Origin of the sequence: Mucilaginibacter aquaedulcis (assembly GCF_030409325.1) — a bacterium.
In the GTDB taxonomy this organism is placed as follows: Bacteria; Bacteroidota; Bacteroidia; order Sphingobacteriales; family Sphingobacteriaceae; genus Mucilaginibacter; species Mucilaginibacter aquaedulcis.
Window position 1 is genome coordinate 323,572 of sequence record NZ_JAUFPR010000003.1, and the last position, 24,404, is coordinate 347,975.

At 39.9% G+C, this 24,404-nt stretch carries 23 protein-coding genes; 6 read left to right on the forward strand and 17 right to left on the reverse strand.

The annotated features are described in order from the left end of the window. Nucleotides 1–111 precede the first annotated feature (111 nt). Nucleotides 112–1,356: an epoxide hydrolase family protein gene (locus tag QWZ01_RS16605; protein WP_290325146.1), complete on the reverse strand. Its 1,245-nt coding sequence runs from the start codon at nt 1,354–1,356 to the stop codon at nt 112–114. Between the two features lie 117 nt (nt 1,357–1,473). Here QWZ01_RS16605 and QWZ01_RS16610 point away from each other — a divergent pair, with 117 nt between their 5' ends. Continuing rightward, nucleotides 1,474–2,346 carry a LysR substrate-binding domain-containing protein gene (locus tag QWZ01_RS16610; RefSeq protein ID WP_290325148.1) on the forward strand — a complete coding sequence of 291 codons (873 nt, stop codon included), beginning with the start codon at nt 1,474–1,476 and terminating at the stop codon, nt 2,344–2,346. A 123-nt stretch (nt 2,347–2,469) separates the two neighbouring features. Here QWZ01_RS16610 and QWZ01_RS16615 read toward each other — a convergent pair whose 3' ends face one another. The 4 genes from QWZ01_RS16615 to QWZ01_RS16630 form a co-directional block, all read right to left on the reverse strand. After that, the gene (locus QWZ01_RS16615) at nt 2,470–2,895 is read right to left on the reverse strand and encodes a DUF6640 family protein (protein ID WP_290325150.1); all 426 of its coding nucleotides are present in this window, start codon (nt 2,893–2,895) and stop codon (nt 2,470–2,472) included. A 10-nt stretch (nt 2,896–2,905) separates the two neighbouring features. Beyond that, nucleotides 2,906–3,532: an NAD(P)H-dependent oxidoreductase gene (locus QWZ01_RS16620; RefSeq protein ID WP_290325151.1), complete on the reverse strand. Its 627-nt coding sequence runs from the start codon at nt 3,530–3,532 to the stop codon at nt 2,906–2,908. A gap of 16 nt (nt 3,533–3,548) precedes the next feature. Continuing rightward, nucleotides 3,549–3,758, reverse strand: a complete 210-nt coding sequence (locus QWZ01_RS16625) for a putative antibiotic biosynthesis monooxygenase (RefSeq protein WP_290325153.1) — start codon at nt 3,756–3,758, stop codon at nt 3,549–3,551. Between the two features lie 96 nt (nt 3,759–3,854). Further along, nucleotides 3,855–4,721 (reverse strand): helix-turn-helix domain-containing protein, encoded by an 867-nt coding sequence (locus QWZ01_RS16630; protein ID WP_290325155.1) that lies wholly within the window; start codon nt 4,719–4,721, stop codon nt 3,855–3,857. Between the two features lie 145 nt (nt 4,722–4,866). Here QWZ01_RS16630 and QWZ01_RS16635 point away from each other — a divergent pair, with 145 nt between their 5' ends. Together QWZ01_RS16635 and QWZ01_RS16640 are read left to right on the forward strand one after the other, a co-directional pair. Then, complete coding sequence (locus QWZ01_RS16635; protein ID WP_290325158.1) at nt 4,867–5,217, forward strand: hypothetical protein; 351 nt, start codon at nt 4,867–4,869, stop codon at nt 5,215–5,217. Between the two features lie 517 nt (nt 5,218–5,734). Continuing rightward, nucleotides 5,735–6,655 (forward strand): CPBP family intramembrane glutamic endopeptidase, encoded by a 921-nt coding sequence (locus tag QWZ01_RS16640; protein ID WP_290325160.1) that lies wholly within the window; start codon nt 5,735–5,737, stop codon nt 6,653–6,655. Between the two features lie 183 nt (nt 6,656–6,838). On the opposite strand, the gene QWZ01_RS16645 is transcribed toward QWZ01_RS16640, so the two are convergent. The 3 genes from QWZ01_RS16645 to QWZ01_RS16655 all read right to left on the reverse strand — a co-directional run bounded on the left by QWZ01_RS16645 (nt 6,839) and on the right by QWZ01_RS16655 (nt 13,444). Next, nucleotides 6,839–7,426, reverse strand: coding sequence for a DUF4304 domain-containing protein (locus tag QWZ01_RS16645; protein WP_290325163.1), 588 nt, complete (start codon nt 7,424–7,426; stop codon nt 6,839–6,841). Between the two features lie 504 nt (nt 7,427–7,930). Continuing rightward, on the reverse strand, nt 7,931–11,575 hold the full coding sequence (locus tag QWZ01_RS16650; protein WP_290325165.1) for a hypothetical protein: 3,645 nt from the start codon (nt 11,573–11,575) through the stop codon (nt 7,931–7,933). An 81-nt stretch (nt 11,576–11,656) separates the two neighbouring features. Next, on the reverse strand, nt 11,657–13,444 hold the full coding sequence (locus tag QWZ01_RS16655; protein ID WP_290325167.1) for a hypothetical protein: 1,788 nt from the start codon (nt 13,442–13,444) through the stop codon (nt 11,657–11,659). A gap of 414 nt (nt 13,445–13,858) precedes the next feature. On the opposite strand from QWZ01_RS16655, the gene QWZ01_RS16660 reads away from it, so the two are divergent. Continuing rightward, nucleotides 13,859–14,020: a hypothetical protein gene (locus tag QWZ01_RS16660; RefSeq protein ID WP_290325169.1), complete on the forward strand. Its 162-nt coding sequence runs from the start codon at nt 13,859–13,861 to the stop codon at nt 14,018–14,020. A 127-nt stretch (nt 14,021–14,147) separates the two neighbouring features. On the opposite strand, the gene QWZ01_RS16665 is transcribed toward QWZ01_RS16660, so the two are convergent. The 8 genes from QWZ01_RS16665 to QWZ01_RS16700 form a co-directional block, all read right to left on the reverse strand. Continuing rightward, nucleotides 14,148–14,753: a response regulator transcription factor gene (locus QWZ01_RS16665; RefSeq protein ID WP_290325171.1), complete on the reverse strand. Its 606-nt coding sequence runs from the start codon at nt 14,751–14,753 to the stop codon at nt 14,148–14,150. A gap of 128 nt (nt 14,754–14,881) precedes the next feature. Further along, nucleotides 14,882–15,649, reverse strand: coding sequence for a hypothetical protein (locus QWZ01_RS16670; protein WP_290325172.1), 768 nt, complete (start codon nt 15,647–15,649; stop codon nt 14,882–14,884). Nucleotides 15,650–15,703: 54 nt separating this feature from the next. Beyond that, on the reverse strand, nt 15,704–16,525 hold the full coding sequence (locus QWZ01_RS16675) for a bestrophin-like domain (RefSeq protein ID WP_290325174.1): 822 nt from the start codon (nt 16,523–16,525) through the stop codon (nt 15,704–15,706). A 113-nt stretch (nt 16,526–16,638) separates the two neighbouring features. Next, nucleotides 16,639–16,974, reverse strand: a complete 336-nt coding sequence (locus QWZ01_RS16680; RefSeq protein ID WP_290325177.1) for a hypothetical protein — start codon at nt 16,972–16,974, stop codon at nt 16,639–16,641. Between the two features lie 7 nt (nt 16,975–16,981). Further along, the gene (locus tag QWZ01_RS16685) at nt 16,982–17,428 is read right to left on the reverse strand and encodes a hypothetical protein (protein ID WP_290325179.1); all 447 of its coding nucleotides are present in this window, start codon (nt 17,426–17,428) and stop codon (nt 16,982–16,984) included. A gap of 248 nt (nt 17,429–17,676) precedes the next feature. Beyond that, nucleotides 17,677–18,318: a response regulator transcription factor gene (locus QWZ01_RS16690; protein ID WP_290325181.1), complete on the reverse strand. Its 642-nt coding sequence runs from the start codon at nt 18,316–18,318 to the stop codon at nt 17,677–17,679. Between the two features lie 188 nt (nt 18,319–18,506). Further along, complete coding sequence (locus QWZ01_RS16695) at nt 18,507–21,608, reverse strand: ligand-binding sensor domain-containing protein (RefSeq protein WP_290325183.1); 3,102 nt, start codon at nt 21,606–21,608, stop codon at nt 18,507–18,509. 513 nt (nt 21,609–22,121) lie between these two features. Beyond that, nucleotides 22,122–22,670, reverse strand: a complete 549-nt coding sequence (locus QWZ01_RS16700) for a glycoside hydrolase family 108 protein (protein ID WP_290325185.1) — start codon at nt 22,668–22,670, stop codon at nt 22,122–22,124. A 466-nt stretch (nt 22,671–23,136) separates the two neighbouring features. Between QWZ01_RS16700 and QWZ01_RS16705 the strand changes: the two genes are divergently transcribed. Together QWZ01_RS16705 and QWZ01_RS16710 are read left to right on the forward strand one after the other, a co-directional pair. Further along, on the forward strand, nt 23,137–23,316 hold the full coding sequence (locus QWZ01_RS16705) for a response regulator (RefSeq protein WP_290325187.1): 180 nt from the start codon (nt 23,137–23,139) through the stop codon (nt 23,314–23,316). Beyond that, nucleotides 23,295–23,708: a response regulator gene (locus tag QWZ01_RS16710; RefSeq protein WP_290325189.1), complete on the forward strand. Its 414-nt coding sequence runs from the start codon at nt 23,295–23,297 to the stop codon at nt 23,706–23,708. Before QWZ01_RS16705 ends, QWZ01_RS16710 begins: the two co-directional genes overlap by 22 nt. A 194-nt stretch (nt 23,709–23,902) precedes the next feature. Here QWZ01_RS16710 and QWZ01_RS16715 read toward each other — a convergent pair whose 3' ends face one another. Then, complete coding sequence (locus QWZ01_RS16715; protein ID WP_290325190.1) at nt 23,903–24,373, reverse strand: nuclear transport factor 2 family protein; 471 nt, start codon at nt 24,371–24,373, stop codon at nt 23,903–23,905. Nucleotides 24,374–24,404: the final 31 nt, after the last annotated feature.

Below are 24,404 nucleotides of genomic sequence, written 5' to 3' on the forward strand. Positions count from 1 at the left end.
GCCTCCGAATAATATATATATAATAGTCTGAAACTACTGATATAAAACAGGCTGCCCCAATTTACCGGAGCAGCCTGTTTTTATTTATTACATATTTTTTTTTGTGTAAAATCAGAGTTTTCCAAAAAAATCCTTCATATCATTGGCCAGCAGTAAAGGTTGTTCAACAGCCGCAAAATGTCCGCCGGCGGGCATAATCGTCCAATGCTGTATATTAAATCCTTTCTCTATATAGGCACGTGGCGGTGTAGGTAATTCTTTAGGAAATTTGGCAAAAGCTACCGGCACATGTATAAATTCATCTTTTTTGAAAGCCAGCGGTTTCTTGCTATTTTCATTGTAAATGCGCATCGAAGAGTGTATCGTTTGCGTAACCCAGTATAAGGTGACATTGGCAAGCAGCTCTTCTTTGGTGAACACATTTTCGATATTTCCGTGGTTGTCACTCCATCCATTAAATTTTTCTACTATCCAGGCACACAACCCCATTGGTGAATCATTGAGGCCGTAAGCCGCTGTAAGCGGTTTTGTAGCATGCAGGTAAGCATACGCTCCTTCTCTTGCCGACCATTCCGCGCCAGTCTTTTGAAAAGCCAGCACTTCATCTGATAGTTTTTCTCCATCAGGCAGGTATGGCTTGTAAGAGCCGGAGATATAATTCAGATGCAGCCCGGTAACATTTGCCGGGTACCGTAGTGCCAGCCACGAACTAATGCCCGAACCAATATCGCCGCCCTGCACGCCATATTTGTCATAACCCAACCCTGTCATGAGTTGATGCCATAAATCAGCTACATACGCACTATTGCAGCCCGGCTGCGTAACCTTGCCCGAGAACCCAAAACCAGGGACTGAAGGAATAACTAAATCAAAAGAATGATCGGGATCTTCTGTAAGCAGGGGGATCATCTTCATCATTTCTAAAAATGAGCCTGGCCAGCCATGGGTGATAATAAGTGGAAAAGATTGCTTGCCTTTGCCTTTAATTTGCATAAAATGAATCTGATGGCCATCTATTTCAGCAATAAAATTCGGATAGGCGTTTATTTCACTCTCTGTCTTTCGCCAGTCAAATTTGGATTGCCAATATTCCGCCAACTCCTTCATGTAGGAGAGGTTAGCTCCGTAATTCCAGCCGGAATCGTTTAGCTGATCAGGCCATCGTGTATTTTTTAAACGAAATTTTAAATCGTCTAAAACGTCTTGCGGAACAGCTGCTTTAAATGGCGTGACCTTCATATTCATTTTATTTGTTATGGAAACGAGGCTTTTAGCATTTGGTTTGAAAGGTAGTAAAAGTGCTGCTACGGCGATAGTACTTTTCTTGATTAATTCCCTGCGGGTGAGTGAGATCATTGCTTCATGAACGTTTAAAGAAGAATTTCTTTTGTCTTATTGGAACCAAAACTAAAGGATATATTAATTCCTAAAAATGCTTATTTTGCATAAACTGATGAATTTTTCTCATTAATTATGAACATACAGCAAATAAAAAACTTCCTGAAACTGTCCAAAGAACTTCATTACTGGAGTACTGCCGGTAAGATGAATATCACTCAATCAGCCCTAAGCAGGCAGATTCAGGCACTGGAAGAAGAAATCGGTGTGTCCTTATTCCTTCGCGATAAACGTAATGTAAAATTGACCTCGGCCGGAAAGTTTTTGGCTAATAAATGGGATGTTCTTCTGGATGAACTTGACCACATCAATTCATTTGCCAGGAAAATAAATCAAGGCGAAATCGGGCATATCAGTATTGCACACCCTGATTCCATATCGGCTTCGTTACTGCCCGATTTTATGTTACGCGTTAACAAGAGCTACCCGGATTTAACCGTCGAATTACTCCAGTTGTTATATGAAAACATCCAGGAATCACTGCAAAATTATAAGATCGACCTTGCTTTCACCCGGCAGGTTAGCTCTTCGTCCGAGATAAGCTCAAGGAAATTGAAAAGCGAGTCCGTGGCTCTTTTTATACCAACCGGGCATCCGTTCACAAATATTGATGATATAACGCCCGAAACTTTGGCCGACCAGCGTTTTATGCTTCCTGTTGCTAAAAGGCAAAGTCATTATTTTCTTTTTTTAGAGAAGATATTTTCAGCTTATGGTGTCAAACCACGGCTCATTTATGAATCTGATTTTGGTTCAAGTATCCTTGGGCTGATATCCCGCGGCCTGGGAGTAGCCATTTTACCCACAGGCTTTGCAAGCCATGGCACACCTGGTATCCGTATTATTGAATTACCTTTTTATAGTGATCTTTTTGTTAGTTGGCGAACTGATGATCAAAGCCCGGCCTTATTGAACCTGTTGACTATTCTTGAAGAATTATGCCCGTAAAAAACAAGCGTCGCCAACAGACTTTCTTAACCTCTGAATTAGTGCCGGAAATTTAAAGATACTCATGTAAACACAGGCCCTTATAAAAAGATTGGCTACAGGTTTAGTCAACCATGAAAGATTTCAGGAAAATTTCCTGATCCTGCGCATTTCCAGCGTCCAGGCAATTGCCAGAATCGCAAGCATAACCAGGTCAACTATCAGCTGATGCGGCGGTTCACCAGGATAGGCGAATTCCGGATCGGTCAGTGCAGTTCCGGGAAAAAGTATTGCGCCCATTTGAGTCAGCCAGTAAAAGCTGGCTAAAAACACAGCGATTCGGGTTTTGAGGATTTCATCTAACTTTTCCAGCCAAAGTATCCATAAAGATAACAGACCAAGGCTAGTACCTAATAACATTGTCTGGGCGTTATGGAACTTGGCATGCGGTGGCCAGCGCGGATTATAGATATGCGTATGGTTCCAATCAAAAATGTAGGATCCGCCGGCAGACCACATGGCTGCAATTGTAATGAGTATTTTCCCAAATGGAATTTTCTGCGCTTTCATTTTTTTAAGTTTAGAGGTTTATAAAAATTTCATTTTCAGGCCTGCGCACCTTCACCTGGTGCTGATAAAGGTCATCGGAGTGGCGATGACCAATACCGGCGATTACGGCTGCGCGCAGCCCACTGTCTTTCAGTCCTAAAATTTCGTCATACTGCAATGGCATAAAACCCTCCATAGCGTTTACATCAATTTTCAAATACGCAGCCTCCATCAGCATAAAGCCCAAAGCGAGATAAGCCTGGTGGCTGGCCCAATTACATTTTTCTTCTTCAGATTTTCGGTTGATCGAGCTTACGACCGAATCACGGTGCTTCAACAAATTACCTTCGAGTTTCACACCGCGTGTTTGGCAAATTTCATTAAAGTACGCATCGATAAATATCTCATTGATGTCGGTTTCAACGGCAAATACGGCCAGACAAGAAGCTTCAGTAACCTGCGGCTGGTGAAAGGAAGCGATGCTTAGTTTTGCACGCAATTCTTGATCGCTGATAAAAAGTACTTTAAAGGGTTGTAAACCGTAAGAAGATGGCGCAAGTCTGATGGCATTTTGCAGCTCCCTTATATCTTCCGGCGTCACTTTTCTTTGAGTATCATAGCGCTTAACGCCATAACGCCAGATTAAATGTTCTTTCATAGTATATACTTTTAATTTATTTGTAAAGCCAATCGCCAACCTGTTTGCGCAGTAAATTAATGGATATGCCCATGAGCGGAACCAGGATAATTGTGGTTAGCAGGGTTTTCAGTAACGGATGCCAGCTGACGATCAGTGGCATAACGGTCACGAATATGATATTGATGAGTGGATAAATGCAAAGCCAGGTGATCAGTGCCATTTTCCATTTTTTTGGTGTTTTCATAATTCAGTTACTTATACACACAAAGTTCCGGCAAAGCGGGACACAAATACAGGTCGGGAAAATGGACAGTTTGGTCAAATAAATGGAAAATGAAATCTATCCTTTGCGGTAGGCTACGGGAGAAAGCCCCTTCAGGTTTTTGAAATACTTTCCAAAAGCAGACTGGTCAGAAAAATGAAGGTATTCAGCAATCTGCGCAACGGTAAGTGCAGGGTTGTGTAACAGGACGCTGGCCTCTAATACAACCGCCTCTGCTATCCATGCTCCCGGAGTTCTACCGGTTACGGCGCTTACCGTTTCGGTGAGGTGATTAGGGGTTATAAATAGCCGCTCCGCATAAAAACTTACGCTGCGTTCGCTGATGAAATTTTGATTCACCAGCTTTTTGAAGTCGGCCGCCAGTAGCTGGCTTCTGGTTTGCACGGCTTCCATGTTTAAATTATACTCTTCATACAACGAAGCAACCTCGTATAGCAGCCCGTTGATGAGTGATCTGGTAACTTCATCGCTAAATTTGTTATCCCGATCGGATTTTTCCTTGATAAATTGCACGAAACGTTTGAGATTTTCCGCATTTGTAGACGACAGCAAAAATATATGCCTGGCTACGCTTTCAAAAAAAGGAAAGCGGTCTGTAAGGGTTTCACCGGAAGAATTAAGGAAGTTTTTTGAAAACAGGATAGCGAAAGAACGAAAGTCATCGGATTTAAAGTGCCATTGTTTAATAACATGCGGAGACATTGCGATCAGGCAATCAGGGATGATTTCATAAGTTTCCAGGTTTGCTGCAAGGCGAGCCTCACCGGCTAAACAAATGCCGATACCATAATAATTGGTACGGTGAGGAATGATAAGCGGCTCTTTGGTCTGGTTCAACGGCTGAGACAAAAAAAGCACATCCGGAATGTCGCTATCCTTTCCATGAAGATTATCTAATGCATAAGTCGGAATATGCTTGGTCATCTCAGTACTTTGAAGTATAAAGCTAAAAAGATATTCAGGATATGCCAACCTATTAATACAGTCAGTTCTGAACGCTTTTTAACCTTAGGAACAATATGTATTTAATGTTATTTTTATGTAAAGTGAAACTAATATATCTTTACATATGATCAAAAAGCTGCTAAAACCAGATGGTGAGTGGTTACCTGTTCACCAAGAAATTAATGGCAAAACCTTATTGCCAAAAGATTTTATCATTCCACGGTTGATGATTAACGGCAGTACTTACACTGTATTATCTGAAAAACCAGATGAAGGAATTATCAGGGTCAAGGGCAGAAATTTAGATATTTACAGCACTGATGGCACAAATAATGGAAGGCATTTAACTGCTATCTATCAGATTGAAAATAGTAAGTTGACGATATGTTATAATTTAAAAGGAGACGTTTACCCGCAGGCATTTTACACTGCACACCATCCTGCTTATTTCCTTTCTGTGTTTAAAAAGATTTAGTTACCCCAAAAATCAGTATTCCAGCTGGCTTTTAGCATCTCAACACCTATGGTCATGCTTTATCATCATTCAGTGGAAGGAATTAGTGAGCTTTTTGTATCCTTTGTCTCAACAACCGGATAATATGATAAATATCAAACCCTTCTGCTGATCGGCTGTTTCATGGAAAAATAAACAACCTGATAATTTATAGGTACTGCCATGACTGTTTCTTATGGAACTTTTCAACCTTTCTATCAGCGTAAATCCCAAAAGGCTCTAAAGAATGATTTTAGATAAGACACAAAGTTTACCGGATAACAGCACACTAAAACATCGAACCGCTAAGACAAGCGAACTCTTTAGTAATATATACTTGATAATAATAGTAATTATAAGGCATAAAAAAAGCCCCTCATCCAACGCGCGGGCTTGTGCTCTCTATACTGAATAATCGTTTGTAACAATAGATGTAGTTTATAATCAAACGCAAAAGATTTTCTATAAATCTTTAAAAACTTAACCCTTAAAATCATCAATGAAAACCAACATTCTGCAAAAAATCTTACACACTTCTTTAACAAGGATCATACTCGGTCTTATTACCTGCCTAGCAACAGTTCGACTTGGACAGTTCTTTATACAAAAGCTACTATTTACAAGCGTAAATAAAGACCTAAAGTCATTGTTAAGCGGATTGTTTGTCGCCATACTTGCGTTACTTTCATACGGGTATCTTTATAAGTTTTACGAAAAACGGAAAATTACCGAATTGTCAAAAAAAGGCATTGTTAAAAATATTGCCATAGGCGCTGGTTTGGGCGCAATTTTACAATCCTTAACCATTTTAATAATATTTTTAAACGGCGGGTATTCAGTGATATCGGTCAATCCCATTCAATTTGTAATACTACCGCTGATCACGGCATTTACTTCGGCTGTTATTGAAGAAATATTATTACGAGGGATAATATTTAGAATTACGGAGGAAAGATTGGGAACTTATTTCGCTATGGCCATTTCAGCCGCCTTATTTGGCGCCATGCATCTTGCTAATCCACATAGTTCCGTTATTGCGGGCATTGGGCTTGCTATACAGGCCGGCCTGTTACTTGCGGCGGCTTATATCTATAAAAGAAATTTGTGGTTCCCGATAGCTATTCACTTTGCCTGGAATTTTACGCAATCGGCCATTTTCGGTGCAAATGTATCAGGAAATACCCTTTCAAAAACTTTAATAACTTCTAAAATAACAGGGCCTGAATGGCTCACCGGCGGACTATTTGGGCCCGAAGGCTCGGTTCAGGCAACCTTATTTTGCACTATTGCAACCATCATACTTTTAATCCTGAGCCGCAAACAAGGAAAAATTATTACTCCTCCCTGGCGGAAGAATCATGAACCGTTAGCAGCAAGTTCCGACAAAACAGGCCAAGTAATAAATGCTGAACTAAACTAATAATTCCGTTATCTCCGATTATAAATAAATCCAAAATTCAAGGCATAAAAAAAGCCCCGCGGACGTGCGGGGCTTTGCTCCCCTGACTGGGCGAAATTCGAACCGATTTTTAGATCAATTACGTCTTTTAAATAAGTTAAGTAGATTCTGATGTTAATCCAGACTGGATTTATCGAACTTCGATTAATTATCAATTCGAACATTCTTATGCCCAAGTGTTAGGCTTTGTTTTACGAGAGGGCCCAAAAATTCATCGGAGTAAAAACTAACAATAGAATCCTCATTCGTTAATAAGTTAAATTTTGGAAGAATCAGCAATTTAAAGTCATTTAGCACCTGCTCAGTAAATTTGCTCAAATCCGTATTGTTATCAATGTGATAACTGTTTGCTCCTCTCCAATAATCATTTTGTATGACTCCGAAATAATTCTCTCTTACGTAAAGAATACCATCGTGAATCGTAGGTTTTTGGGGATTCGTGACGTCACTTATAAAACCTGTTGTAAAGTTGAAACAAAAATCAACTGAATTACGAGAGTTCCAGGAAAAATTCTGAAGTTCGATTAAATTAAAAAATGGTTCGTGTTTTTTCCACCATTTATTGCCAATCGTTTTATAGCCCGCGACTTTTAATAAAGGTTTAAGCGAGTCTTTAACAAAAATTAATTGCTTTTTCTTGGCTGTGATGCCTATTGGCTGTACAATTAATTCTTTTTCTAAAATTATCTCTTTTGAAATCTTACGACGAAATAGGTTAACAAAGAAGTTCATCTCAGGAATTTTATGCTAAAGATAAGTAAAGATGAAGTAGGCTTGTAGCTATAAAACAAAATAGCCCCCCGCTGTCCGAGCTACTTTACTACGTTCAAATATGCCCGTAGTCCCCAACTATAAATAAATTCAAAAATCTAAGGCATAAAAAAAACCCGTGGACGTGCGGGACTTTGCTCCTAAGGCTGGACTAAATTCGAACCATTTATTGGAACAAATGCGCGTTTTAAGCGCATTTGGGCATTTATAGAAAAACCTTACTGGGCGTAGTTCGAACCACCGTTGAGGGCTTCGTCATTTTGAAGTATATTAAAAAAGTATTCAGGGAGAGCTAAGGTTCGCTTGGTTAACACCGAAGAGCGGTGGACCAATTTTTCCGTATAGTTTAAGTTGTCTGTTTTCAAACTTAAATTCTAACAGCCGTCAAATCAAAAGTGACGGCTGTTTTTTAACTTTTAATCTCCTATGTAAATTTTATCAAATGCTTGCACAGATAAAATATGATTATGAGTCGACAGGTTGTTTATCAAGTGAAATAGTTGCAGTTAATACTCCGTAACCGACATTCAATATACATGATATTCCCGCGGCTACGGCTTGCACATCCCCTTTTGTCCAGTTAACTAAAGGAGATATAACTCCGCTCACATTAAACAATGTGTTTCCTGCAATACCCAGTTTATCATTCAGTTGTTTTGTTGATGCGATGTACTGTCCAATCACAGGCCCCTCCCATAAAAAATTTATAATAAGGTCGAGTACTGGCCCCCAAAATTCATAGGTTTTGGCCCCGGGTCTGGTAATACTTGACGGCCCTCTGAGTGTATTCACTACCGGCGCTGGTGGCGCCGCATCTTCACCTTCACCTGCCGCTGGTACCGGCGGAGCGCCGGGAGAAAACTTGACTACATCTACCAGGGCCTTGAAAAGTCCAGCTCCAGAGGCCAGGCTGTTACTCCACACAAACCATGGAGAGCTTTCTTTTTCAAGAAAGGTAATGTTGATTTGCTGTATGATATCTGGCCCGATATAGGGAACATACGCTGCGGTTGCTACTTTTGCTAAAAAAGTACTGTCCTTCCATGCGGGCATCAACCGGGTCACGGTTAAAGCCCCGATTAAGCATCCGCCAATCAAGCCAGCAATATTTCCTGCAAATTCCAGTTTGTCATAAAGCGGTGTTTTGTTCAGTTCTGGTGGTAAAAGCGAACTCCAGTTAACACCAAGTGATTGCGTGTTAGAGGGCTTTACATTGGAAGTTGATTTCGTATAGCATAAATTCGCTATAGCTGTCAAATCTGCTGCATTGGTAAATGTAGTTACATCGCCTGCTGTAAAAGGGGCTTGAGCGTCATTTTCCAGCTTGTAGAATACAGTAACCGGAATTGCAGCCAGCAAACACACCAAATCCAGTATACTTAAATCCGAACCGGTAAAAAATTTGTACACCGGAGAGATAACAGGTATCTTGATCGTGGCATCCAGCACTTTTTCAACACCGGTCAAGGCTGCTTCTATCACATCAAATAACTTAGTGATGATGTTGTTTGCTGAATCAAGCAGTGCGGTTAAAATGATATCTACTATTTGTTTCACCATCTGATCCATAGTCATAGTAGATGCATTGTCAAAAACGCCTTGTAATTTTTGTATTGTTGACCACAGGATATCGCCTTCATCATCCACGGCGTTAATCAGATCGGTCATTACCGATGACGGATCAGCCGCGGATGCGCTGTCCTGGCCGTTAGTTGCATTGTTCTGAGCGTGATGAGATCCCCAATTGGATGACGGTGTACTCTTTGGAGTACTTGTATTGTTTGATGATGCATTGCTGGAGTAACTGTCCGTTGGCAGACCAGCCCATGAATTAAGTGCAGTTTCTAAATTGCTGATCAATACAGACAGGTCTTCCTTATAAGTATCCACACTTGCAATTTTGCTCCTGATATATTTAAGAAATAACTGTTTCAGTACGGCGTGCGTATTGAGGATATCGTGCCATGCAAAAATTGATCCGAGCCACTTCACCATATCTTCAAACGCCACTGCAATTTTATTCAGTACGAAATGTATGCCGTTGGCAATATCATGCGCACATTTTAAAGCGAAATGATAACTTTTCTCTGCTATAGTGAATATGAAATGATTGATTGCCCCAAACTTTTGTATTTCCCATTGCTCTACTTTTGCAAACTCTGATTTCAACCATTTCCATCCGTCACCGGCAAGTAGTTCAAGTGTGTTATCGCTCCCAAGTAGCTTACCCGCCTGAAGCTTTGCAGATTGAACGATGAGCCCTACACCGAGGGCCGCTGCCTCCTCTTCGCTCCCGTAATACCGCATTTTTCCATCCAACACGTGCATGCCAAATACAGCCGATGACGCTACAGCATTTTTGATTGCATTGGCATCATCGGGTTGCGGCGAGCCATTTGAAGGAACAGCTGTGTGGAGTGATATAAACTGCTGAATATATGTAACGAGATCACTCCTTTCCTGAGGAGTAACGGATGCATCCAATAGTGGTTTGCTTTTTCCCATCTCATCAGATACCGAACCATTTACGCTATCGAGATTAATGCCATCCAATTTAGCAACAAGATTATTCAGCGGGTTAACAATTTCCGGAGTTGAGGATCCATCTGTAATACTGAAACATACACCAGCCAGCGTATCTACTGATTGTACCAAGGTAATTACCCCGTTGGTATCACATGTAATAGTAAGCGGATCATCAGGATATAGCACATGATAGGCATCGTTAATATATAAAGTACATGCCGAGCTGGATGTGATTGATACATTCTGATTTACCAATACTACATTCGAGTTATCTGTAAGTTGTATGTGCGTAGTGTAAGTAAAGGACTCAACATAGTCTTCCGGATCAGTACCGGGCAGCACAATATTCCTTTCTATCCAGTGAGTTGTACTGGTATCCTGGGTCATTTGGGTAATTACCGATTCAGTACCTGTATTAACTTGCCCAAAAATAACCAGGCTGTTTTGTACAGTATGTATATATGGTGCCACAGCCAGTACATTTTCCAAAATGGAAACCGGATAACTCCAGGCAGTTGGTACAGCTTCCTGGCCAACGTTACATTTCATATAAAAGATTTGACCTGCCTCATTTAGTCCCCATAAAATGGTTTGGGTGGCTGTATTATTAACCTGCAGCCTTTGTACGCCGGAGAGCAGGTTATGGGTGTAAATTAGTCCGGATGATACATCGGCCAGCGTTTGACGGGAGTGATCAACGAAATAAAGTGAACTTCCGGCAGCAACAAACAGATCAGTTTCGGCGGGGGTGTAATTGTCCGGGTCTGCTGTTGCCAACGCTTGCGATAACCCCATGGCTGTAGTACCTGCGGGTAAATTAAAGGCAATATGGGATGGATCAACCGTTGGATCGATTGAATTATAAAAAGAGCTGAATATCAGTTCCATTTCCGCAGAACCTAAAGTTTTCAAACCGGAAAGGGTGTAAGTGCCGGGGGCAGATTCTGCATTGAGATAGCCTACTTCACTGTAAATATTACCGGCCGAAATAGCTGAAGGCAGGTGTATCCACGTCCATTGCGGGGCACTGTTGTCAGTTGGTATGGAAACATAGTAGCGGTTTACGTAGTTGCCGGCGTTGCTGCCCCCCTGAATAACATCGGCCTGTAACATTTGCAGTTGTCCGCTTTGGCAAAGGTTAATGTCTGATACATTCAGGGTAGCTTTATTATCATGGCTTCCATTATAGGTGGCGGCCTGCCAGGTTAAGCCATTGGCCGCAATATTGCTCCAATCGTCATCTGTATTGGATGTCAGGTTGGCTAGGTACAATGTATCAACCTGATTAACGGTTACTACAAGCGCAATATAAACAATGCCGGAATTAAGGTCCTGCGCAACATCGAACAGCTTGGCAGCAATGCTGCCTCCATTTGGTTTCAATACAGAACTCAGATCAACCCTTGACCATCCGCGCGCACCCAAAGAGGCTTCCCGTGTGAGATAAAATACATTATTTGTTCCGATAGAAAAGAACAGAGCATTGCCCTGTTGTGTTTGTAGTACTTCGAACTGTTTGCCAGGCGCCATAACCACAGCATGTTTCTGATTTTTCATCAGTTCGGTTTGACTGGTAATAATCATGATGATAATTTTATTAATGCACCGCCTTAAAACTGAGGCTTAAAGCGATGCGGATGAATGTAAATTGTTTAATTTAATTTGTTAAGCCGTGATGTATGCCGGCGTTGCATAGTTGATGTAAGCAATCAGGTCGCCTCCACTGGAAAATTGAAGCTCGTTCATGGAGAAGGCATTACCGCCCGGAAACACCAGTCCTTGCATTATGGAAATCGGTATGTCAGTCACATTTTTTGCTGCCAGTGTTTGTGCCCATGATTTGATGGTTGAAATCATGCTGTTAGGATCGCCTTCAAAGAAATTAATGAAGCTGCCGAAGCTCACTTTTTGCGACTTATCCTGTGATACGCTGGTCACTGCCGGCGCGAAATTACCGTTAGTGTCTGTAGCCAAAGTGTAGGAATCTGTTAATATGGTATCTACAACGTTCCCGTGTACATTTGACCCTTCGGTCAATGAGTACCAAATAATTAACTCCTGGGTAACTACAATCGTATTATTTCCGCCCTGGGCAATTGTTAACGTAAAACTTGGTGTTAGTTGCTGGGAGTCACCTTGCTGGTTTTTGGAGTAACCAGTTCCGGATGGAGGAGTGTAACTAAACTTTACTAAGTATCCATCTTGATTTAAAGAGATGACTGGCACTTGACCAGCCTGAACAGAAGGGGTGTTTACCAACCACATTTCTTTATCATCACTCCAAGTCCATCCGGTTGTTGGAAGGTAGCAGTTGGTTTGCACATACGATAACAGCGCTTTGGAAAAATAACTGGCTAATGCTCCCGGACTAACTGCAATAACACCATGATAACTTGTAGGGCCATCAAACCAGTTCCAGTAAGGTAAACCGTCTAAATAATAGTTATCTGAGTCACTGAAATCGGCGGTAGCCTGTCGTGCATCGCCATTCACCGCGCACAGGTAGTCCAGGGTAGGTAAACCTGGCTGATTTTCTTCCGAATCTCCTGATGCATCATCAATTTGTAGCTGAATATCAGTTACGCCAAAATCAGCAGAAGTATTTTCTTTGGGGATAAAATTGAATCCAAGAGCTGCTCTGCCATTGGTTGCCATCGTTTGCGCAAAAAATGGCAGGAAAACAGTATTCAATAGGTCATTCACGGCTGAACCGGAAGGTGCATCCTGAATTACTGGTGCACCATTCCATTGCGCATTATCAAGGTCAAGAACCAGCTGTTCGATGGTGAAAGCATTACCCAAAGCTGCTGCACGAGTTGCCACATCGTCTGAAACGTTTGTGCTGTCTGATATTGATTTTAATGGAACCTTTACGGTGAACCAGTATGGATTGGCTGCATTTTGTTTATACACCTCATAACTGGTAATTGCACTGTAGTTGCTGTTATAGTTAGCAACCGTGAGCGTCAAGTTTTGAAAGCATAATGTATAAATAGCGTACTGCCCGTCATCTACCAATTGCAGAATTTGTGCAGGCATCTTAACAGAACCTGGTTTAGAAGGGTCTGGCGTAAATCCCAGTTCAAAGCTGATGGCATAACGTAAATATGTGTTTGATGGAAAAGGCGGGTAATTTACCATGTATGGCATCGAGAGATTTTTGATGCTTTGAGGCATTGTTCCGATGCCATTCCATGCGGCTATTGAAAGCGGATCAAGATTGACATAATGGTCATAAAGCGACTGATCCCAGGCGGCCGGCAGGGGTACCACCTCCTTAGTGTTGGGTTCGATCATAAAGTACGCATTGAATACCGGCGAACCCCCGCTGCCTGTTTTAGGCTTTTTAAACTCATTGACGTATTGTTTAATAACATAGTTCAACGCCTGCTCGGTTGAAGCAACTACTACGTCGAAACCGTAGGCTGATAGATCTGAATCTTGTGCTGCCATAATAATTGTTTTTTTTGTGTATGAATTGTTTTTATTGTTTACTAATTATATAAATGCCTGGACAGATTGGACAATAGCAAGCCCTACACATGATTATAATGCGTTGTAAGGTGGTTGTACAGTTTTGTTATAAATTGTGACTGATGATACTTATCGTATCTGCCGAAACCGGTATTTTATTACCAATGATTTTGCCTGTTAGTTACATTTAACCGGCATGGTTTGCTGTATTATCTATGTTCCATATCGCTGCTTTTCATGATACAAAGTAACCGCGTTATCAATTGAAAGCCAATAGCTTAAATACGCTATTCTATTGGTCATGAATTTCATTCATAGATAAAAAGCAGGACTTGAAGCGTGTAACAGATAAGAAAATTAGCCAAATTGGTTACGGGAAATAAAGAGAGGAACATGTGCATTATAACCGGCAAGGGCTATTGGCAAAGGCTACAGAAAACAATTGTATTTGTACAACTTAAAAAAACGGGCATCAATTTTAATGCTGCGAATGCTTACGAAATAAGCGTAGTTGAGCTTTTTATTGGAGATGTATTTGCCTGGAATAAAACTTAGCATCCGGCAAATTTAGATTGATTACAGTGGAGTAGTTGCGGAATATATAAAAGCCTGATAATTGATGGTGTGGGTAAAAATAAGGCCTAACAGATTTGGGAAAAGCAAAGTCATGTAAAAAAGAACCCTAAAGTGAGTGCTGGTTGCTACGATGCATTTTCTGATAAATATTCCTGATAAGAAAATTAATTTCCGATACTTCAACAGATAAATCACCGGCAATCTGCATAATGCTATAACCCTTCGAAAATTGGGTGAGCAATATCTCTTCGCTATTGGAAAGAGCTGGTGCATTTTCTTCATTGTTAGCAACACTCTTGTGGAAATAATTTAAAGCGCGATTGGCTATCTCGGGAGTTATGGATGCACCACCATTATACACGGTGATAATTTCTTCGATCAACTTTGAGTTAGTTGTTTTTTTTAATATATAACTGTGTGCACCCGCAACCAGAGCATCAAAAAGATTATCATCGTCTTCAAAAACAGTCTGCATAATAATTAATGTTTCAGGAAAGTACTTTTTTAAAAGTTTTACTCCTTCAAGCCCTGTTACACCAGGCATATGAACATCCATTAAAACAACATTGGGTACTTCTGACGCTAAGTTTTGAGCAAGATCAGAACAATCTTCATATATGCCGATGCATTGCATATTGCTCTGAAAACTTATAAGTAAACTGATCGCTTCGGATCTTTCTCTGTGATCATCAAATATGACAATCTTGATCATATGCTAAAGTTTGTGTATAATCTACGTAATAACTACCCCGATGGTTTTTATTGACATAAGCCCCACTGCCAGTTTTCTGGCATAGGGGCTTATTCTTTTTAATTAAATATGATAGTCTTATTTTCGCATTAATCCAGCGGTTGAGTAACTGCCGTAGGATTCTGATTAGCTGTGGACTTATTATCTGTGGTGGCTGAGGTTGATACAGATGACTGAGGGTCATTCTCTTTTGTTTTAAGTATTACAAAGGTAGCGCTGCTTATACCTGTTAAAGCCAAAATGGTATTGCTCAGCTCAGGCAGATCACAACCTGAAGTAACCAGAGAAACCTTGTAAAGATATACCACCATGGCTATTATAGTCCATATCAAATTTTGGAATCTACTGATGCTGATACCATTACTATCAGACAAAATATCTATAAAGAAGCCCTGTGAGGGTGAGTTTTGATACCGTGGCCGGTTATCGTTAATTTCGTTTTTGTCAATTACTGACGAGGCTACCGTAGTACCGGCAAAAATACCCATTAATACAAGTGCAGTTTGATTAATACTGCCGCTGGCACAATCCCCTTTGCAAAGTGAAAGGTAGATATATACTGATGAAATGATGACTGTCCAAAAGCCAAATTGAACCTTTGTTAAATTAAACGGGGCTTTTTTATCAACAAGCGGCCAGCGCTTGTTCTGTTGCAAAATTTGTGCGTTTTGCTCAAACTCATCGCTATTACTGATTTCATCCCGTAAAATATTACTATACTTTGCAAGTATGAAAAACAAGGTTACAATTAACAGGATGATGACCACAACGGCATTGCACCTGATTTCATAAGAATTGATGTCTTTGCATCCCGAGAAAATAACACACAGGAGTAACAGATAAAGAAACTGTTTCATGATTAAAGAGTTGTAAATTTTAAAATGTTGTATAATAGTTTTTGAATTAGCCGATTAATGTTTCTTAATAATGGGCCTGATCGGGATTTCGGTATACTTTTTTTCAACTGCCTGATCTATATCAAAAACATAGTATTGCTTCAGTTCTCTTATAATATTATTATACGGAAGGTAACTGATGGCTGAGCTTCCGTTGAACGGATGATCCAAAGTGTATAACAGGAACATGCACATACCAATGAAGCTGGATAAAAAGAACAGGTAAATCCGTTTCAAATTTTGTGACGGAACGTTAAAGAAATAGGAAAAGACTACCAGCATTACACTGCCTATTTTTAGGATTAGCCAAACAATTGGGGGCACCTGTGAACGATTATGACTGAGCCTATCGCGGCGCAGGTCACTTATCGCGCTCAAATCAAGGTCAATCACGTTAAAAACGCCTTCCTGCATTTTATCAGCAGGATGATGTTTCAGTAACATCATCCGCAGGCCTGGAATAGCACTTGGCTGATCTTGTTCGTTCGCGGCTTTCATTCGCCATTCCTGTTTAACTACCTGGTTGCAGTAGTTATAAAGTGCAAAATTCAAAGGCGTTTTTAAGCTATCTGGCAGTGTGGAGGTGTGAGCCATGATACTGTTTATTTTATCAGTTTCGTTTTCTATTGTTTTATTCAACCCCTCGTAATTCTCCCATACCGCAACAATTACGAATGCCAGGACTAAAGAATAAATCATACTTATGCCCCCAAACATGATCCCCGCTACTTCGTTACCCTGTTTTGCGGGCTGCCGGTAAATCAGGTTAAAAACGTATAACCCAATTTGAGCGAGCAAAACAAATGTTCCGACAAGTAGTATACTATAAATATTCATTTTTTCTATTACTTTATTTTTTACGCCCTTTAACTCCCCAAACGCAGAACAAAGACGAACAAGGTTTTAACTGAAAGCGATTTACAACAGTTCTGATATGAAATTTCCCCGTATCAAACTTTGAATAACCCTGTTACCGTATTGATTATAAGACCGATAAGAGAACCCTTGAACTGATCAAGCTTTACCTCGGCAAGCCCGGCTTGCTTAAGCGCTGTCATTTCGTTTAAGCCGGCCTCTTCTTTTAAAAGATACCCCAAATCATCTGGAGTAAGTGTACCACTCACAACCTCCTGGGTCCATCGCTCAAGGTTAGCTTTCATGCTTTCCAATGCGTTTTCTCCATCTGCTTTTGCAGCATCATAATATCCTTGCAGCGAAGTTTTTGCAATTGATGCTACGCCCGTTTCAAGGCTTTGAAATACTTCATTGAAATTTATTGCGCTCATATTATTATTAGTTAGTAGCCTGTTGAGTTTTAATTTTTCCGCTTTCCAATTGAGATACCTGGTCAAATGCCTGACCAATCAAAATCTGTGATTCTTTTATAAAAACCGGGCTAAGGGTTCCTTCATTTTTCCATCTCCTGATAAATCCTCCGTAGAGATTTTGGTTGGTATCTCTTAGCATTACCCACATTTTTTCAGACAACTCGTTTTTAGGTCGGTTTCTTTCGTACGCTACCATTTTATCCATGGCCGTATTAACTGTTGTTATATCGGAAACATGCGTGTCATACTGTTGAGAAGCAAGGTTCATAACATTTAATGCATCTACTTTAAGCGAGGTGCTTTGCGCGTAAGCGTATTGGTCAAACCTGGAGATGGTAGCGCAACCTGCCAGCACAATGATTGAAGCGGCCACGAGCATATGCTTTACGCCGGGATAATAATTTCTATTCATTTTGTTGTTTTTATGTTGATCATTTGACATTTCGTCATCAGGCTATCAATTACAATTGCATTGATATTGCACTATCAGCTTCTTAGTCAAAATGATAGGCCTTTGTGACGTTGACAAAGTTAGGGGGGAGTGGTATACCGGAAAATAGCTTAAATAAGCTAATTAGGATTGAGATTAAAAGAGAAAAGGAGATAGATAAATACTTACCTTTAGACTACAGCCGTAGAGATCAGCCGAACACAACATAGTCAAACAATGTTTTTTTGTATAGCGGTGGCCACCGCTTCTGAAACATTGTGTACCTGCATCTTTTGGTAGATGTTTTTCATGTGGTTGTTAACCGTAAATACTGATATAAACAGCTCTGCTGCTATCATTTTTTGGCTGGAACCTTTTACAAGGCAGGAGAGAACGTCAATTTCACGTTTTGACAACTCATACCCAGCTTGTGCTTTATTCTTTTTTATTGATTGCGTACTGAAGTGCTGCAATACTCGCCGTGCAATAGAGGGAGTCATTGGAGCGCCCCCGCCTACTACCTCCATAATTCCTGCAATTAACTGGTCATTTGGTGTTTTCTTCAGTATGTAACCATCTGCTCCGGCAAGCAGGCATTGAAACAAATTATCGTCATCGTCAAAAACTGTCTGCATGATAACGTGAATATGTGGAAAATGGGTTTTCAACAACTTTACCCCCGCCAGCCCGTCAATTCCGGGCATGTGAATATCCATCAATACAACATCCGGAGTATTGTTTTTGATGTTGCGGATCAAATTAGAGCAGTCAGTATATTCACCGCCCATTTCCATATCCGGATGTAGATCGATCAGCAATTTAAGTGCTTCTCGCCTCGCCTGGTGATCATCAAATACCGCTATTTTAATCATGATCTGAAAATTAATTTTTCAACTTAATAATAAACGGTGTGGGTTAAGATATAGGAAGTATCTGCATCAAACGAATGATTTGCGTCGTCAAATCTTCGCTATTACAATTTACGTATATTTTTTAAAACGAAAATACTTAAAATAAATTAATTTAAAAGCTAATATTCTAATTTACAGAGACTTTTAAACTAAAACTTAAGCTGTATCTCCGTTCCTTCGCCGGGCGAGGAAATAATAGTTATTTTCCCTTTGAGTGAGGCTGCTCTGAATTGCATATTGGCCAGCCCGTTACCACTTTTCTTTAAATTCGCCACATCAAAACCTTTGCCATCATCTTTTATTGTTAAACTGATTAGTTTTTGATCCGTTGTAAGGGTAATCCAAACGGTTTTTCCATTTGCGTATTTGGCAACGTTATTCAGGGCTTCTTTATAAATAAGGTAAAACTCGCGCCGTTTTTCCATTGATAATTTCGACCGCTTAAGATTGTCATCAAAGTTAAAATGCAACATATATCCTTTAGCTTCAAATAATTGATAAGCATGCTCTCTCATTCTGCTTATAATATGTTCAAAAGCATCATTTTTTGTATTAATGTTCCAAACAATATCATTCATTGATTCCATGATTTCAGTTGCGTAATCAGCTATCTTTTTCAATAAAGGTTCATTATCGAATGTTGCGTTGTTGACATGATCATGTACAATTTTTGAATAGATAGCAATACTGCTAACAGATGAACCCACCTCATCATGAAGATCTCTTGCGATACGGTTGCGCAGCCTGTTTAATCTGGCCAGTTGTAATAAACGTTCCCTGTAAATCAGATAGGTAAAAGAAATGGTGCTTGATACTGCCAGTGTATAAAACCACCATGTTCTGTACCAAGGGGGTACAACAATAACAACCAATGATCTTGCTTTCTTTCCCCAAACACCATTTTTAAAACTGGCTTGCACAATAAACCTGTACTCGCCTGGGTCAAGATTGGTATAGGTGGCTTCGTAAGTGGTACCTGAGTATATATAATCTTTATCAAAGCCTTCCATTTGATATCGGTAAACGATATTACCTGGTTTCCGGAAGTCCATCGCAGCAAATTGAAAAGTTACTACGTTTTGAGCATATTTTAGTATGATTTTGCTGCTAAAATTGATATTTTCCTCCAGGGGAGAACCTGGTGATGATGCCGCCACAGGCTTGTTGAACAATCTGAGTTGTGTAAATACAACCTCCGGAGCTTTGAGCGGTTTAATGTTTTTGGGATCAAAATAATTGATCCCATTTACTCCGCCAAAGACAAATAACCCATCTTCCGTTTGGCAATAAGCATATCTGTTAAATTCATTACCTTGTAAACCATCTGTAGCATCAAAATTTCTGAACTGGTTTTCCTTAACATTAAAGGCACTTAGGCCCTTATTGGTACTCAGCCATAAATTGCCAAGGCTATCGGGCAAAATTCCGTACACCACATTATTAGCCAAGCCCTTTTTAGTGTCATAACGCAAAAACTTGCCAGAATACTTGTCAAGTCTATTCAATCCTCCACCTTTTGTGCCCACCCATAAATATCTCAACGGATCATTGAAATCTTTACAAAATGACAAGACAAAATTACTGCTCAAGGATGCGCTATCTCCGTGAATGTACTGATAGTTATGTACCATACGGCGTGTTTCTAAGTCGAACTGGAACACGCCGTTTACAGACCCAAGCCAAAGTGATCCGTTTTCTTCATAGATTGCTTGTAAAAAATCGTATTCGTAGTTTTCAAGGTTTATTGGATACTTATATAAATTGAACCGGCGTGTCGCCGGCTCATACTCTACCAGGTTTTTGTTATATCCCATCCAAACATTATTCGCGCTATCTACATAAACAGGGAAAGGTAGGGTGGTTTGACTGGTTTCTGGTAAACTAAAGGCTCTGGTTGTTTTGGCCACCATACTGTAATTCATCAGCTTGCCATTGGTTCCGAACCATAAGTTTTGACTGGCGTCTTTAGCCATAGACAGAACACGGTATTTAGGAAAATTCTTAATGTTGGCCGGATTCAGAATTTTACTGACTTTGACCGAACTGCCTTCTATCAAAAATTTCTGAAAGTTATTGGTGATTATACTTCCAAAATGGCCTGGCAATATTTGATAGGTATCCCCACTGGCTTTAATCAAATGAAACAGCGATATGTCCGGGTCGTATTTTAGTATTCCGTAGCCTCCTGTACCTATCCAAATAAGGCCGGTTCTGTCAATAAAAAAATTAGTTATGGAACTTATAGCCGGCAACTGTGATTTTTCAAACGGAACAATATTTCTGACCTGGGAGGTTTGCAGATTTATTTGTATTAGTTTTTCCCGGTTCAAAAGCCAGAGGACTTCATTTTTGTCTATTACCCACTCTACCTGTAGCGGATTATACTGATAGAGGATGTGTCCGTTCGTGAAATCATATCCGGAAAATTTAATCACGTTTTTATTGTTTAACAATAAAAAATGCCCAACGGTATCTTCAACAATTTCCGGAATGAAAGACTGGTCGAGGGGCTTAAAACGGTATCGTTCCAGTACCTGATAGTCGCTTTTAAATTTGTTGTAAACAATTTCCAAAACACGATCGTTCGTTGTTAAAAACACTTGATTCCAGCTATCAATGAAAATATTTTCAGGACCGCTCCTAATCCGTTCAGCATCAAGTTCGTTTCCAAGGTTTATATGTGTAAACCTAATTCTATCGATAAAAGAAGTATCCGTGTTTTTTTGACTGCGGTCGGGAGGATCTTTGATTTCCATTCGGTCAATTCCACCCACAGTTCTGATCCATAAGGCGCCCGACTGATCCTCTTTGATACCAATGATTTTATCAGATCTTGGACCGTTGGTACTCGAGTGGCGAATATGGATGAATTTGTTGGTCCGCCTATCGAAAAAATCCAACCCATCGTGTCTGGTGCCTATCCATAGTCTGCTCTTTGAATCCTCAAAAACACAACTCAGATCCCCGCTGCCAATTGAAAAATCATTATCTCTGTCATGATTGTAGACCGTAAAATTATTTCCATCAAATTTATTTAATCCATCACTTGTACTGAACCACATAAATCCTTGTCTATCCTGTATTATACCGCTAACATAACCTTGGGATAAACCGTCATTGATGGTTAAGGACTGAAAACGCAATGCATCAATTTGTTGCGCCAGTAATGATCTGGGAAAGAAAAGCAGCCAAACACACACGATTGATCTTACAATATTTTGTTTTAAGAAAAACCGTGAGATCAATCTCATAGGCTTGCTAATATCATTGTGGGCGGAATAAAAGGAAAATTTAATTATTGGCTACTTAAAGCGCTATCCATAAATATTCACAGTACACGATTACTCGATAACTTTAAATAGGTTCTGAAAAAATAATAATCTAAAAATATAGGATATAAAAAGGTTTATATCAGAAATATTAAGAATATTCTACGCTTAGTTTATAAATAAACATCAAACTACCGTATATTTCGGATCACGTGTTCACACTCTCATTTGTTAATATCTTTTTCAAGCATCCTTAAAATGATGATATGAGGATTAATTGGAAAGCTGATAATAGTTAATTAACTATTAAGGTGGATTATGAAGAAACAAGCGAGGTTTCAATGATCAATCGCAATAGCTCAATCGCCGCGAGGCGTGGCAATCTTTGTACTGGTATTGTTGGGAAGTTAAATTGAATGGTATAGGGTTCATTATGCCCCGCCTAATGGAGTTTTAAAGCCGGCGCAACACCGTAAAATTAGATAGCAATCTTTTTTAAGCTATTGAAGAATAGGGCCATAATCTGCTGAACCAGCTTTTTTCAAATTGTGCCTGAGTGGGGTTAGCTGCAACAATTTTCTTGTAATAATCTTTTCTTAAGTTTATAAACTCATTGTATAACGTTTCAGGATTTAACGAATTTACAGCGCTGATTGTAACAGGTCCGATTTCACGATCAACAGTTACCTTAGCCGCACATTGAAGAAATTCGGCTGCTTTTCCAGTTCCACAATTTACGGAAGTATCAAATACCTGGTTCGCGATTTGCTGATTAACAATCGCTCCGGTATCGTTTACGTCCCAATAGTTTTCCTTGTAGAAATTCAATATCAAATTTGATAATTGATCACTTTGCTCAAGTTCGGCATTTAGATTAAGGGAATGTTCCTCCTTGATTTGATCAACGAGCTTCCAGCCTTCCCAGTTTGGATTAAACTTCCTAGATATGCCTTTGAAGGTTTCGCCGCCATTGTCGGCAGGGTTATTGGCATACCCACCTTCCACTTTTGATGTCAGGGCGTAAGCCACGTTAAAATTTGCCATGATTCTGTCCTATTAGTATGAGCTAAAAATACGATAACGACCAATGAATTAGAATAGCTTAAATGAGCTATTTTAATCCATTGTTAAGAAAGTCCAAGGCAGATCGTCTGAAATAGAAATAGTTGCTATATATACAATTGAACACGAACAATCATTAAGACTATGTGTTGCAACCTTCAGTATAACAGTTTGTTATATTATTTATGAAGAAAATAAAGCGTTATCATATATGGTACAGTTAGTTTAAAAGCCGGTTTTAAACTTTAGGGTTAGTGATTCCCAGATTCGTTATCCTGACAATAGTTTATGCTCTCTCTTTTCTCTCATCGTTTTGATAAATAATGTGCAATTCGAGACTTTCAAGTTCTTTGGGTATTCTTGATACTGAAATTTCATCTGCTTGGAAGGAATATTACGAGAATTAATTTGATACAATTTTTGGTTTACCATTTGCATTGAAATTTTCATGGCAGCCAAAACAAAGAAAATATTAGTAGTCGATGACGACCGGGATATCCGGGAGATCATCAGTTTGATACTCCAAGACGAAGGCTATGAGGTGGCTGCTTTAGATAACGGACGAGAGGTAAATCTCGGGGTAGGCTTGTTTGGCGGGCATACCCAATGTGGAAGGATGTTTGCCTGATACACCCAGGCTTGGCCGGAATTTATGAGAATGATCAGGATATCCGAAACATAGTAGAATTGATATTACTGGAACAGGATTTCAGTACGCTAAGTATCCCGGAACCGGATGATCTTTTGAACATCATTCAGTTCGCGCCTGACCTTATTTTACTGGATGAATTTATTAATAACCGCCCCGGCCACCGATTATGTCGTAAGATCAAAAATGAACCTCGATTAGCGGCCACCCCTGTTATCATTTTATCTACGGCCAACAATATCGAACTCCTTGTTAAGGAGTGTGATGCAAACGATTATCTTCGTAAACCCTTTGATATCGACGAAATGGTAGCAAAGGTGCTGCGCATTGTTGATCACCAGCCATTAACATATTATAAAAAGCAATTTTAAAGCTTTATATATTCTTCTTCTGTCATATCAGCCAACCACTGTGTTATTTATAGAAATTCAATAAAATCTCTTTCCGTATTGAGTTTACATTTTTTTACTACCAACCGGGTTTATAAATTCAGGAAGCTTCGTTCGAAAGCTTCCTGAATTTACTAAAGAGTTAGCAACTTGAATATTTACCAGATCAAAAAGAATTAAATGCCCGATAGTACCGAAGAATCTCCAGTTAGCCAAACATTGTCTATCGTAACCCGCTGAATAACCCAAACATTTTCCTGCCTTTTTAGTTCAACATCATACCTGTTTTTCATGAGATAGAAACGTGTGTGATCATTTGAGGGCAGATGCTGCGCTTCTACAAGGGCATCCATAGTTGCGTTGTCCCCATCTATAAACACCCTTGGATTACTAACAGAATGAGTCGTATCGATCTTGGCCAATGAGCCAGAAAGCGCTGCAACGATGTTCTCCCGTCCCTCCAGCACCGGGTATTCGAAGCCTGCCTTTTTACCGGCAGGCCTGAAATCGGATATGGCATCTGCTGCAAAGGCTGATGCAAGAAGATCATTATCGCGCAGGTCAATACCCGCAGCGAATCTGTAAAGTGTTTCAACTACCGCAAATTTGTCTGCGGTTTCCTGTAGATTTATGGTTTGATTTTCCATTATATTAAATTTATGATTTGAATTTTTAAGA